The organism is Halococcus hamelinensis 100A6, from assembly GCF_000336675.1.
Taxonomy (GTDB): domain Archaea; phylum Halobacteriota; class Halobacteria; order Halobacteriales; family Halococcaceae; genus Halococcus; species Halococcus hamelinensis.
Genome location: NZ_AOMB01000037.1, coordinates 1 through 13,532, shown reverse-complemented (window position 1 = coordinate 13,532; position 13,532 = coordinate 1). Strand labels below are relative to the sequence as shown.

Sequence of the window (13,532 nt, the reverse complement as noted above, 5' to 3'; positions counted from 1 at the left end):
ACGGGTAACATATGCTCTGTTATTTCCTCTCAGGTTGGGGTGTCGGTGTCGACGTCCGACGCAAGGAACGCCCGAAAACGCTCGGCAGTCGCTTCGAAGGAGTGTATCGAACGGATGTATGCTCGGCCGCGACTGGCCATTTCATCGAGGTCGTCGCGGTTGAGTGTTCGGTCAAGCACACGAGCAATCGTCTCTGGATTGTTATCGGTGAGAAGCACTCCGGTTTCATCAGAAACGACATCAGGCACACCACCGACTGGCGTCGCCACGGGTATCGTCCCACACGCCAGTGCTTCGAGTATCGTCTTAGGAACGCCCTCCGATTCAGACGGGAGCACAAGTAGCTGACTTTCGGCGAGGTGGGTTGGGATCGCCTCGTGGTCGACCCATCCTGTCAGATCCACCTGTTCGGTGGCATCCCCATCTTGGAGAATGCCTGTTACCTCATCGTAGAGCGATCCATCGCCGATAAGTTTGACACGTACATCAGGACGTCGTTCAGCAAGACGTGTTAACGCGTTTGCAAGCTTGACGATGCCCTTTTCCTGTTCAAATCGTCCGATATATACGATATCGTACGGTCGCTCGCTGACCGGTGGCCCTCGCTCGAAACGGTCGCAATCTATGTAGTTGAGATTGGATGCAACACGTTTTGCAGTCGAAAGTTGCCCGTCACCTGGAGAAACCATCCCCTCTGAGAGCACGAGAATACGATCGGCAAGTCGACTTGTGACCCACTCAAGTGCAACAAGCTGCCGGGTAATCATTCTAGAAACGATCCCTCGCTTGTGGTTCTGTTGATACGATATACGAACCGAACCAAGGACGAATAGATTCACGGCCGATCCCCCTAATCGACACGCTATAACAGGAAGTAGCATCGCTGTTCCACCAATGTGGAAGAATATTGAATCACAGTGATTACGCGCTTGAAATAGTTTGATGGCGAGCCGACACTGATACCAAACATAACTCAATATTCTAAAGACAGTATTCTTGGGAGCATCGCGTGGGAGAGGTATTACTTTGACACCCTCACGATCGATATCTGCGTCTGACGGTCCAAAAATCAATATTTCTTCGGTTTCGTTTATATACAGCTCAATGAAATTCTGTACAGCTGGATATGCGGCGTTCTGGTCGTCAAGAACGTCTACTAAAATGACGAATCCAACGACAGGTAGGCTCATTTTGTTGTATGCATGACTTCAGAATGGAGTGTATAAAGCGTTCCTCTAGTACTTCTCGTGTGCCTCATAGACTAAAATTCACTACCGTTTCTCGACGGTTACCGGCCACGCATTCGTGTTTCGTCACAGTAGCCTTCGTAGTCACCTTCCGAAAATAATTCTTTGCTGCTCTACGTTATTCGTTCAATGGACGTACTCGTTTGTCTCACGGATAGTCGAACCGGAGGGCCACAGATACGTTCGCTCTCAGTTGCTCGACTGCTCCGCGAACGGGGGATCGAAACATCGTTCCTGTTTCCACCCGGTGAGGATGTCTTTGCGGAGCGATTGGCGGAGGAAGGGTTTTCGGTATACCGTCCGCACTTCTCCTGCGTTCATCCTCCTGCGCGCGTATTTGCGAATCTGAACTACGTCGGCACGTTTCCCGTATCCGTTGCTCGAATTCTCGGTTGCATCCGTGACCTCGACCCCGACCTCGTTCACGTGAATATGTCGTTCAACTTCCAATCGGCCGTTGCTGCCTATCTGAGTGACGCAAAGGTTCTGTGGCACTTGAACGACGTCAACGCCCCGTGGCCGATCAATCGGGCCGTCGCGACCGCTGCAAAAGCCATGTCGGACACCATCGTCGTGTCTTCAAATGTCGTTAATCAACACTTCTTTGTTGAAGATTGGGAAGGATCAGAAACAGTATATCCAATAGTTGATACAGACCAATACGATCCCTTGAAGACGTTTGTTGATAAAAATCCGCTCCACGAAATGGTGGATATCGACGCCTCAACCCCGATCGTTGGTTCCATCGGGAACGTTAATCGAACGAAGGGGTATGAGTATCTGCTGCGAGCGGTTCGTCATGTAGTCGATAGCTATGGTCCGATCTGTGTCCCGATTGCAGGTTCGATATTGGATACTCAGCGAGAATACTATCGATCGCTCTTGAAACTACGATCTGAGTTGAAATTAGAAGATACCGTCCATTTTCTTGGCCGACGGTCTGATATTCCTCAACTGCTATCTGAATTCGATGCTTTTGCTATGCCATCCGTGGCCGAGACCGGCCCCATGACGCTTATGGAAGCAATGGCAATGGAAAAACCGATAGTGACGACCAACGTTGGGGTCGTTCCAGAGCAGTTCGTCCACAAAGAACACGGCTTAGTTGTTCCTCCAGCGGACTCGGAATCCCTGGGAGAAGCGATGTGTGACCTTCTGAATGAACCCAAAAAATGTCGTGAATACGGACGAAGTGCTAGAGAACGTGCTAAGGACGCGTTCTCGGTTGATCATATCGCGGATAGGCACATAGAGGTATATAGCTCAACACTTGAGCCATAAAATATAAGACAAATGATATGTAGTCGGATAGTTTGTTTAGTCGAGTAGTGCCGTACTAGTCGTGTTGATTCCTGCAAAGATCATGTCCCCAGCGCGCTTGCCGAGTACACTCCACTGGTGATTTTCGGCAACGAATACAGTACCTCGACGGCCTGCTCTAACACGGTCATCATCATTGGCAATCAGTTCATCCATTGCGTTGGCGACTTTCTGTGGCTCATTCTCGACTGCTCTCCCTGCTCCCGAGTCGGCGGTCACGGTCTCGATCTCAGCAACCTGACTTGCGATGTAGGGAGTGCCTGCGGCCATTGTCTCCAGTAACTTCGTCGGACGCGCGTAGTCAAGACTGTGGGTGGTCTTCAGCGGCACCCATGCCAGTGCAGCCGATTGCAGTATCGCTGGAATTTCCTCACGGTCGACAGGTCCTTCAAAGCTTACTCGATCGTTGATTGCTAGTTCTCTCGTGAGTTCTTCGAGCTCTTCACGACGATCTCCGAAGCCGACAATACGGAGACTGTAGGTCGTGTCGAGCTGTGCAAACCCACGGAAGAATGGTTCGAATGCTTGTGCCTGTCCGAGCTTACCCGTATACACTATCGAGCGATCGCTGGTGGTGCTACCATCCGATGGTGCAAACCGTTCGACATCGATGCCATTCGGTATCACTACGAAGTCCGCCGCTTGCATCTCGTGCTTTGCAGCGTACTGTTCGGCCATCGTCTGTGTGATGACAGTGATCCCGTCAGCAAGTACGAACGCATAGGATTCGAGTTTCTCGACCGCTTGATGTGTAAGCGAATCACGTGAAACGAATCCAAGGTCAGCTGCATTATCGATCCACATATCGTCGATATCGACAATCCATGACCGACCGAACGCCCGTCCGACGAAGCCAGGGAGGAGCGTGGAATGAGGCCCGATGAAGGAGACAATACAGTCGTATCGCCACCAATGAGTGAAGACGTACAACGAGGCAAACAGAGCGAAGATGGTGAAATTCAGAATGCGTCCAATGCCGGTCCAGTCATCATTAGTCGGCTGGTAGGTCCACAATCGAGTAATAGGCACCCCGTCGATCTCCCCGGATTCCCACAGATGAGAGCTGCGCTCAAATGTTCCCAATGGGACGATGGGTGGCGGTGCCAATACATGTGGTTCGACTTCTTCTGGAAGGTTTTGTGCGAGCTTCTGCCAGCGATGCGCCCCACCCATCGATTCCGGTGGGAACAGTTGTGAGATAATGAGAACGCGAACGCTGTTCTCTGTCGGTTCTTCAGTCATGCTGTGTTGGATCGAGCGGATCCTCTCCAGTGAACTGGAGTATTTGGACATCATCTTCCCGTAAATCTGAATACATTCTGTTGAGTTCGGCGACCGTCTCTGTATGTGGAACAAGCTGGAGGACAACGTCGGGTTCCTCTCGTTCGATCAATTCCGAGAGGGTGGAGTAGCTATCTCCATCGACATACCGATCGTGGCGGGTTACGCTGTACCCGTCGGCGTCGAGGTCGTCAGCAACTGCTACTGCCGCGCTGTTGCGCATATCATTGGTATCCGGTTTGTAGGTTAGACCGAGCGCGAGAATATGCGGATCGGTCAGATCGGCGACGGCACGACGCACTTTGCGAGCGGCTACCCGAGGCATCCGTTCGTTGATGCGTCGGGCGTTGGTAATGAGCGTTGTTTGCTCCGGATTGGCGTCGTTGAGAAACCACGGGTCGACTGGAAGGCAGTGTCCACCAACACCGATACCCGGAGTGAGGATATCGACCCTCGGATGATGATTGGCGAGCTCGATGACCTCGTTCATGTTCACGTCGAACTGCTCGCCGACGAGCGCGAACTCGTTCGCCAGTGCGATATTGACGTCGCGGAAGGTGTTCTCCATGAGCTTACACAGCTCTGCCGAGAGCAGATCCGTATAGTAGGTCTCTGCGTCGAGGAACGGTTCGTAGATCTTCGCAGCACGGCGTCGACTGGCCTCGGTGACACCGCCAATGATCCGGTCGTTGTGGACTATCTCCTCGAAGACGTTTCCAGGGAGGATACGTTCGGGGGAGTGTGCGAGCTGGATCTCCTCGCCGACATCGAATCCGGCTTCCTCGATGAGCGGTATGACCGTCCGCTCGCAGGTGAGCGGCGGAATCGTCGATTCGATGTTGATGAGATCGCCCGCTTCGAGATAGGGGAGTATGGACTCGACCGCACTGACGACATAGGTGAGGTCAGGTGTTTTCGTCTGCTCATCAAGGGGTGTCGGGACCGACACGACGAATGCGTCACCAGTCCGCGGAGTGGTACTCGCTTCGAGATGTTCGTTCACCCGGTCGCTTTCGACCAATGTCTGTAGTTGCTCCTCGTCGAGATGGAGCGTTTGGTCGTTGATCGCATCGACGAGGTTCTCATCGATATCTACCCCGACCACTTGCTTGCCGTGTTCGGCAAGCATCAACGCGAGTGGAAGACCCACGAAGCCGGTTCCAACGACGACGACCTCGTCGATCGCTGCGAGCTGGTCGTCGGCCACCGTCCCCGTGTCACTCAACGTCGTATACCGTCTTCATCCACTCGATCGTTCGTGGAACCCCTTCTTCGAGCGAAATCTGGTGTTCATGACCGAGATCCCGTTTGGCTTTCTCGATACTCGCCTTCTTGTTCAGCGTGTTGTGTTCTTCGACGCCTCGATACTCGACGAGGTCGTCGTCTTTGTCGAGATAGTCGAGCACGATGTCGGAGAGCTCCTGGATGTTGCGGTAGTTCTCGCCGGCGATGTTGTACACTTCACCGGGGTTGAACGTCTCAACGATGTTCGCCAGCGTGTGAATCGTGTCGTCGATGTAGGTGAACGATCGGTGGTGATTGTCGTAGACGTGATACGGTTGGTCGTGGAGTGCGCGGTAGCAGAACTTCGCCACTACACTCCGGTACTCACTGTATTTCTCACCTGGGCCGTACGTATTGAAAAACCGGACCCGAACCGTCTCGGTCCCGTGTCGCTCCGCCGAATTCAAGATTTGCTGTTCGCTCACCCACTTCGAGATCGCGTAGTCGTTGAGCTGACGGATCGGGGTTTGTCGAGGGACTTCCTCACTCATCTCGCCCCCGTAATCGCCGTAGACCTCGCTGCTGGAGGAGAATATCATCCGGAAGTCGTGCTCTTGCTGTAGCCGGAGCATGTTTTTTGTGCCTATTGCGTTCGATTTCCACATGGTATCGTAGAAATCCTCGCCGTTCTTGCGACCGAACTCGGCTGCGAGATGGTAAACGTAATCAAAATCATGCGATTCGAAGACCGATGCGATCTGGCGGTACTCGCTGAGATCACATCGGTGGTATTGCTTTCGTTCCGACCAAGGTAGGTCTGCGACCCAGACGTCATGACCCCGTGTTTCTAATTCTTCAGTCAGGGGTGCTCCGATAGAGCCTAAACCACCTGTGACCAGTATTTCAGCCATTGTGATGTCTCCGAATTACTTTGTTATTAAGCTGTGGATTTGAAAGGTTCTTTGCAATTCACTTATTGTTTTTGGCTTCAATTGTCTAACCTATGATAGATGGTGCTGAACTCAATTATTGTACGGTAATCATGTTGGTCGAGATTATCATAGTGCAGCTATCGCACCCACGTCGTTAGTATCGTACGCGTCAATCCGATCGCGTAGCCGAGGCGTGGCTTCTTCGTCTCGCCGGCCTGTCGCTCCTCGATGGTGATCGGGATCTCCTCCAATCGGAGCCCGTTCTTCCGAGCCTCGATGATCAACTCCGGCGCACTGAATCGTTCCTCAGTGAGAAGCAGTTCATCGAGTTCCGACCCGCGAATCGCACGGAAGCCGTTCGTACAGTCCGTGATAGAGGACTTCGTGAGCACGTTTATCATGGTCGTGAAGGCTCTGATACCCGCGCGCCGAAGGAGGTGATTTCCGGAGCGATCCGTTCCCTTGTGCCGCGACCCCATGACGTAGTCCGCCTCGTCGTCGACGATCGGGCTCACCAACGCCTCCAGCTCTCCAACCGGGTGTTGTCCATCGCCATCCATGGTGACGACGATGGACGCACCCTGCTTCATCGCGATCTCGAAGCCCGTCTGCAACGCTCCACCCTGGCCCTGGTTCAGCGGGTGCTCGACGACGACGACGCCGTCCTCTCGCGCGCGGATCGCCGTGTCGTCCGCCGACCCGTCCGAGACGACGATCGGCTGTACCAGATGGCCCCGCACTTTCTCGGGTAGCGAACTCACGACGTCCCTGATCGTCTCCTCTTCGTTGTATGCCGGGATCACGATGCTGAGGATGTCCTCCCCGCCGTCCGCGATGGCCGCATCCGCCTGATCGACCGACAGGCTTCGCGTGAGGTCGTTGACCCTCGTGCGGGTGTTCCTGATCAGGGACACCAAGTATAGCACACAGCCGATGAGCCCGATGTTTGCGAGCAGTGAGATGGTCACGTACCGTCTGCGGATGTTCAGGACGTTCCCCACCCAGTCGTACACCGTCGGAACGAACGCGATCGCGAAGAGCCCTATCGCGGCCGCTATCGCGATGAGGAGTTCGCTCTTGCTAAAGCGGGACCGGTAGCGCTCGAAACCCCAGAGAAGTATCCCGAGTGCAACGATTCCAAGCAGAAGGTCTAACGGTAGGTTCATTCGCCCCCTGTGTTATTCCCCGTATCTAGTTCCATCAACGACCGTTCCCCGTTCAAAATCAACTTGTTCGGAGAGGAGATAATACTACCGGTCTCGATACATTATCTATCCCGAAAACACTCGGTGTCAGTCCTTATACCGCAGTTGTACTATTCTGGCATCCGATTTTAGGTTGTTCGATATATATCGAAATATAATTGCTGGACAAACGCTCGTGGTACCAGTAACAGAATAACGGTGATACGCGATGAGAGGTCGGGCGGACCGTGACCAGTTCCTAATTTTTGCCACCTCTCGGAGTTCTGGAGGGAGGGTCAGCGCGGGAAGACCATCGACGTTGGATTCTATCAGCGCGTCCTGAATTGCCAGCAGGATCGCCAATCCTACTGATTCGACGAGCCGATCTGCGCTCGCTCACCCGTCACGATGCTCGGAGAGGTGCTCCCAGACTTCCGCACACCCACAGCCATCAGCAACCCCATCCAGATGTCCATCAACTGCCTCCTGTTCCCGCTCCTCGTCCGTCTCTCCCCCGGTCTCCCCTTCGGCGTTTGATTCTGCGACCATAGTTACTCAGTTTCTGAGTAACTTGTATCGGTTCACACCTATAAGTTTTACTTCCATATTATTGACTCGTAATCAAACAACTAGTATCGATACCTCACGCAGTCGAGCCCGATGAATTCCGTGAGAAAAGGAGTTCAAGAATACGAGTGCCCCTCGAAGAGCCAACACACCACAGTTAAGCGGAGTGGCTGTATGGTATCCGAAACAGAGGAATAGAGTAACTGTGGACCGTTTTGCAAGTATCGACCGACGATCGACGGCTCACACGAACCACTACCGTTTCATCTTCGGCGATTCCCAGAGGGCGCAACCTTTCCGCTAGAATGAGTCGTAATCGTCAGTACTTGGTCGTCGTTCTCGCCGTTTTCGCGGTGGCGCTCGGAATGCGAACGCTAACGCTTCACTGGAGTCCGTACCCGGCGACGACCGACGGGTTCGGCTATGCGGCCCTCGCGCGGGATACACTTGCGACTGATTCCATCCCCCTGGATCAGTTCCGTGCCGACAACTTCGCCTTTGCCAACGGATTGGCGATGCTCAGTGCCGTCGCGGACATGAAGCCGGTAAAGACAGCCCAACTGCTCGTTGCCGTTCTCGGAGCCGGGTCCTGTCTGACAGCCGTCGCCATCGTTCGGCGTCTCGGAGCAGGCTTGGAACTTCCCGATCGGCAGGTTCGCTATGCGGCCGTTCTCGCCGGCCTGGGACTCGCCATCGAGGGGCTCTATCTCAGACGAACCGGTGTCGCCGACGAGGAAGCGATCGGCATCCTGCTCGTCCCACTGCTCGCGATCGCCGTCCACAGAGCCGTTCGAACGCGCCGGGCAGCCTGGATCGCGACGACCATCGTACTCACCGTTACGTTTCCCCTCGTCCACACCTTCAGTACGCTCATTGCAGCGCTCACGATCCTCGGGGTCCTCACAACACAGATCCTCCGTGTCCCCACCACCCGCATCGTGACGGTCGGTGTCGCCCTCGTCGGTGGGTTCTGGGGCTACTTCGCGCTCTATTACGACGTTGCTGCCCGATTCGGGCTCACAGTCCCCTACGTGGGCCGAGTGGCGGCCTATCCGGGATTGTTCGTCGCCTGGCTCATCGTCCTCGTGATCGGGATTCTCTGGCTTCGCTCGACCAGCCAGCGCCTTCAACGAACGATTCTCATCGGGGCCATTGGGTTTGGATATACCGTCTTGGTTGCGAACGTCTTCCTCCCGATATTTCCGGGAACGGTGACGACACCGCTCCCTATCCTAGTGCTCGTACTCGTCTTTCTCGTCCCGGCAGCACTAGCGAGCTACGGGCTCCCGCTGGCCGCGACCGATCCTCGGGATGGTGCCGTCGTCGTCGCACTCCTCGTCGCCCCGATCGCCGAGGTATTCTTCGCCCTCACCGCGTCGTTGACCCCCGAGTTCTTCGGCACGGTGATGCGAGCCCAGACGTTCGTTCATCTCCCCCTGTTCGTCCTCGCCTCACTGACCGCGGCAGGCGGCCTCCATGCCCACTCTCGGGGACGGATACCGACACCGAGTCGTCGCTCCCTTCGGGTGGCTCTTGGTGTCGTGTTGGTCGTCAGCGCGGCCGTGACCGCTCCGTTGGCGTTCGTCGACCTCGATACGCTCTCCTATCCCAGTACCACCACCCCCGAGGAATTCGATGGCACGACGTTCGCTACAAACCACGTTCCCGGCCAGTGGACGACCGAGCACTCCCTCTGGAAGGTCGGAATTCTCTACTATCCAACTCAAACTCAGGTATCCTACACACCTATCGCGAACTGGCTGAATAATGGACCACAGCCGAGGTGTCCGGTACTCTCCGCCGAATCGTGGACCACCACGGGCGCTCACCTGTTCCCGAGCGCCCCGGAGACGATATCCGACGCCAGATATCACGAGTGGCTCAGCAGTCACAACTTGGTATACACCACGACAGGTCGGAATCCGTTGTCGTTGACAATTCCGACCGGTAGAGCCTCGTCGAAATGTTAATATTACTACTCCAACAAGCACATCTCGTTTCGTAGCTATAGGAGGGGACTATAGTATCCGACTGATTGGGGCATTTGCTAGTAGAATTCGTGACTACAGCCATCGCCGATGACGAACTTCCATACAGTTTTCTTCTTTGACTCTAACTCTCAATGAAGCAAAGCTTATTTTCTTTCAGACATGACTTGTCATTGCGTCAGAATGAGTCGGCAAATCCGAGTAACCATCCTCGTTACGACGATTCTGGCACTTACAGCGATCAGCACTCCAATTGCAACCGATCTCACAGTCCTTGCCAAGGAGAATCCCGGTGGTCATTCGGGTGAACGCTCACTCGGAGTTGATGTCTCCTCTGAGGGTGACGCTCTGGACAACGTCCCCGTTACGGTTGTTAACAAGAAGACCAAAGACCAGGTCTTCAGCGGCTACACTGACAGTGCCGGCCAGATCAGCGTCACTCTGCCACAGGGTCAATACGACGTCGTCGCTCAGGGCCAGAAGGGCAAGAGCGTCAACCTGAACAAAGACCAGAACGTCTCCTTCGATCTCAACTCCGATGAGCGGCCCAAAGAATGACCACCTCTCCCTTTTCGGATTCTCTGTTCGTCTCATAGAATCGTGCTCTCGCTCAGAAAGTAGCGTCAGAGAGCGGTTTTCCCGTGAGACTTTGCGGTGTTATACTTTCCTCGGTGTGTTGCGTCACCAATCATACCACTTCTACTCCCGTTGCCACCGAGAGCGTGGAGCACATCAGCGTTGCCGGATATCTCCCTTGGTGATCCCCTCTCTCACGACCACCTCTGGCACGGTTCAGCGACCATACATTTGAGATATCTTATCGGTGCATATGTTACCGAATGCGTGTCACTCCCGTCTAGGCCCCTAGAGTAAACTCCTACAACTCTTGAGTGTCGACCTGCTTTCGATGGTTTACGATAGAGGAACAGCACTTGAGCAGTACTGCCCAAGTTGCGGAGAGACTCAGTCCGTTGTGCGGACGGTATCCTGGCAACCGAACCAATGTCGGGTCTGTGGAAACGAGATCCCCTCAGAAGAGTAAACAATCAAAGTGTGGGTGGCTATCTGGCGTTGCTGCTTCCGGGTACGACACTCTCGAATTAGATTGGTGGATCAGCAACACTAGTCGCCACTGACCTATCGCTAGTGGAATTCTTCGAAATTGAAGTACAGACGTGAAGGCGTTGCTCACGCAGCTGTATCATCCAGTGCAAACGAGCCGTGGTCGATCTCTCCAGCTCGCTCGTATCGAAGCATTTGAACCCCCGTACTCGACGTTTCAGCACCACTCAGTTCGAAGGCTGCGGGCACCGTTCCCTCGCCGAACAACCGCTTGCCCCCTCCCACAACCACGGGAAAGACCCAAAGCCAGAACTCATCGACGAGATCGTGTTTCAACAGCGTCTGGATCAAGTTCTGGCTTCCCGATACCGAAATCGTCTGTCCTTCGTACTTCCCTTTGAGACCGAGGACCGCCTCGGCAACGTCTCCTTCGAGGAGCGTCGAGTTCTCCCATTCTACGTCCGAGAGATCTCGAGAAGCGACGTACTTCGGTACGTCGTTCAATTTCGCTGCTGTCGGGTCGTCCTCTGGATCGATGTTGGGCCAGTGTGCGGCGAAGATGTCGTACGTCCTTCGACCGAGCAACAGTGCGTCACCCTCGTTCATCTGCTCGTCCATGACCTCTCCCATCTGCTCGTCCCAGTAGTTGACCGTCCACCCACCCTGATCGAAGCCGCCGTCCCGGTCCTCCTCGGGTCCTCCTGGTGCTTGCATCACACCGTCGAGTGTGAGGAATGTTTGAACAGCGAGCCGCCCGGTTGAATCGTTCGTGTGACTGATACCCATAGCCCGCATTACGCGAGAGCAGGAAATAGCTTCATCGGCCCAGTTCATCGTGATGGGCGTATCGACGTACTCGCAGACAGCTTCATGCTCCTCGCACCCCTACTAAAACCGTAGAATTCAGAAAAACCCACGAAACCACCGGTCGCGGCAACGAACCGTCGAACCAACGGATATGAACATCATGAAATCCATCACAGTGGAAGTCAGCGAGTGGCCCGGTGTTTCCGTCGGGTCACATCGGTATGGCGGCGAGGAGTTCACCGTGAGCGGGCGGGAGATCGGTCATGTTCACGGGAAGCAACAGGCGGATATTCCCTTTCCCAAACGACTCCGTGACGTTCTCCTTGCAGAGAACAAAACATCGAAGCACCACATCTACCCCGAGTCGAGTTGGGTGACCCACTACTTCGACACCGAGGCGGATATCGATGAAACGATCGAACTACTGCTGATCTCGTACATCTATCACGTCCGTGCACAGCAACACCGTGAGGACGTTGACCCTGCGATCGCCGGGGTCGACGTCGAAACTGAACTGACGAGACTCAACCCGAGTGAGGCCCTCAGAGCGGCATTCGACGGACGGGCGCTGGTCTGAACTCACTTTGGGACTCCTGTATTACTCCCCTGAAACCCCACTCCGGGTTACCCATTATCAGAAACGGGAACCGGATTTTTGGCCTTGTTGAGAAACACCTGGTTGATGGCAGCTTTCAGCGGTCGTACTGGATACGAACCTGCGTTTCACAACACAGCAGCGTTGGCAGAGATGACGGATATTCGATAACATAGTCCATATACTGGCGAGGAGGTCACGAGGTGGAGGCACGAACGACCGTGTGAACTGTTATATCCTCGGCCCACGTTTGCAATGCATGTCTCGTGATATCGAACCACCCACACCGCCAGCACCGTCAGTTGAAGATGGAGACACATACGAGGCGGATCGCTACCGCCATCGGGACCTCTTCGAGTACCTCGAACAGGGAGCGTGGGAAGATGCGTTCAACCAGTGGGCCCTCGATACCGGACTTAGCGAACAGGAATATGCGATCGCCCGCGAGCTCGATCTGTTCGCTGACTTCGAGTTCATGTGGGACGACGAAGCCGGGGTGGTCGATTACCGTGCACCGGAACTCCCTGAAGATTGGCTCGAACGGGAGATTCATCCAGATCTCGACTCGATCGAGCAGGCCAATGTGGTTGAATCCGAACTTGACGATCTGGGAGATATCGTTGCCGGCACGCTGACCGTCTACTACGTCGACTGGGAGGATGAAAGGGATGCTTTCGGTCCGCAGTACAATGCCCAGGATGAGAGCCTCTCGGAAGGCGAATATAGCGAGCAGAACGAGCTTTTCGATTAGGTCTCTGTAGCTGGTGCCGACGTCGGACTCGACCTACTCTCGTACTGTACAGATAACCTCCGTTGGGTTTCCGTAGCCTCCCGAAGACTGTGGACACCGGCCAGACTGTTGGCGTCTCGCTTCGCTTCAGGACCCCCTTGATCAAGTCAATACGTCACTGCCGGTCACCGTTCGATCGACACCGACATCGCTCTCCCTCAGCCCCTCACAGGTCTCGGTCAACGGCTCGAACGTGAGTGCCCTGGTTGTCAGCGTTGCAGGCCGACTCACAACGAGCGGGCAGCCACTCCGAAACGAATCCGTTGTACTCGTGGTCAACGGGATCGAGGCTGGAATAGTAACTACCGGTGCCGACAGCAGGTCTTCTGGGTCATCCGAAAACTCCCCGCCTGCACGGTTCAAAGGGAACTAGGGTGTCAGTCGGCAGAGTTCGGGGTCGACGCTGAAAGACCGATATTCATGACCTCACGTTTCCAGAAGAGGCCCACACTACCGACCACGACGATGACCGCCCCGATGAGGAACGGTATCGTGGCCCCGTAATTACTTCCAATATAACCCGCAGAGATCGGGG

General features: G+C 54.8%; 12 protein-coding genes. 5 read left to right on the top strand and 7 right to left on the bottom strand.

The window, feature by feature from the left end; all coding sequences use genetic code 11:
- Positions 1-29: 29 nt before the first annotated feature.
- Positions 30-1,190 (bottom strand): glycosyltransferase, encoded by a 1,161-nt coding sequence (locus C447_RS13260; protein WP_007694736.1) that lies wholly within the window; start codon positions 1,188-1,190, stop codon positions 30-32.
- A gap of 186 nt (positions 1,191-1,376) precedes the next feature.
- Between C447_RS13260 and C447_RS17360 the strand changes: the two genes are divergently transcribed.
- The gene (locus C447_RS17360) at positions 1,377-2,528 is read left to right on the top strand and encodes a glycosyltransferase family 4 protein (protein WP_007694734.1); all 1,152 of its coding nucleotides are present in this window, start codon (positions 1,377-1,379) and stop codon (positions 2,526-2,528) included.
- Between the two features lie 36 nt (positions 2,529-2,564).
- Here the strand turns inward: C447_RS17360 and C447_RS13250 are convergent, their stop codons facing one another.
- The 5 genes from C447_RS13250 to C447_RS18240 all read right to left on the bottom strand — a co-directional run bounded on the left by C447_RS13250 (position 2,565) and on the right by C447_RS18240 (position 7,737).
- Positions 2,565-3,809: a glycosyltransferase family 4 protein gene (locus C447_RS13250; protein ID WP_237713357.1), complete on the bottom strand. Its 1,245-nt coding sequence runs from the start codon at positions 3,807-3,809 to the stop codon at positions 2,565-2,567.
- Complete coding sequence (locus tag C447_RS13245; RefSeq protein ID WP_007694730.1) at positions 3,802-5,055, bottom strand: nucleotide sugar dehydrogenase; 1,254 nt, start codon at positions 5,053-5,055, stop codon at positions 3,802-3,804. The genes C447_RS13250 and C447_RS13245 overlap by 8 nt, the downstream gene beginning before the upstream one ends.
- Positions 5,056-5,065: 10 nt before the next feature.
- A complete protein-coding gene (locus C447_RS13240) occupies positions 5,066-5,983 on the bottom strand; it encodes an NAD-dependent epimerase/dehydratase family protein (RefSeq protein ID WP_029601838.1) in 918 nt (305 codons plus the stop codon).
- Between the two features lie 158 nt (positions 5,984-6,141).
- Positions 6,142-7,170: a glycosyltransferase family 2 protein gene (locus C447_RS13235; protein WP_007694727.1), complete on the bottom strand. Its 1,029-nt coding sequence runs from the start codon at positions 7,168-7,170 to the stop codon at positions 6,142-6,144.
- Positions 7,171-7,584: 414 nt separating this feature from the next.
- Positions 7,585-7,737: a hypothetical protein gene (locus C447_RS18240; RefSeq protein WP_169316562.1), complete on the bottom strand. Its 153-nt coding sequence runs from the start codon at positions 7,735-7,737 to the stop codon at positions 7,585-7,587.
- A gap of 344 nt (positions 7,738-8,081) precedes the next feature.
- Between C447_RS18240 and C447_RS13230 the strand changes: the two genes are divergently transcribed.
- Entirely contained in the window at positions 8,082-9,725 is a 1,644-nt protein-coding gene (locus C447_RS13230; protein WP_237713358.1) for a sodium/phosphate symporter, read from the top strand.
- 201 nt (positions 9,726-9,926) lie between these two features.
- A complete protein-coding gene (locus tag C447_RS17740; protein WP_152416165.1) occupies positions 9,927-10,301 on the top strand; it encodes a hypothetical protein in 375 nt (124 codons plus the stop codon).
- Positions 10,302-10,931: 630 nt separating this feature from the next.
- Here C447_RS17740 and C447_RS13220 read toward each other — a convergent pair.
- Positions 10,932-11,591 carry a dihydrofolate reductase family protein gene (locus C447_RS13220; RefSeq protein ID WP_029601855.1) on the bottom strand — a complete coding sequence of 220 codons (660 nt, stop codon included), beginning with the start codon at positions 11,589-11,591 and terminating at the stop codon, positions 10,932-10,934.
- Positions 11,592-11,772: 181 nt separating this feature from the next.
- On the opposite strand from C447_RS13220, the gene C447_RS13215 reads away from it, so the two are divergent.
- Positions 11,773-12,189 carry a luciferase domain-containing protein gene (locus tag C447_RS13215; RefSeq protein WP_237713375.1) on the top strand — a complete coding sequence of 139 codons (417 nt, stop codon included), beginning with the start codon at positions 11,773-11,775 and terminating at the stop codon, positions 12,187-12,189.
- Between the two features lie 277 nt (positions 12,190-12,466).
- Positions 12,467-12,958: a hypothetical protein gene (locus tag C447_RS13210; protein ID WP_007694719.1), complete on the top strand. Its 492-nt coding sequence runs from the start codon at positions 12,467-12,469 to the stop codon at positions 12,956-12,958.
- Positions 12,959-13,532: the final 574 nt, after the last annotated feature.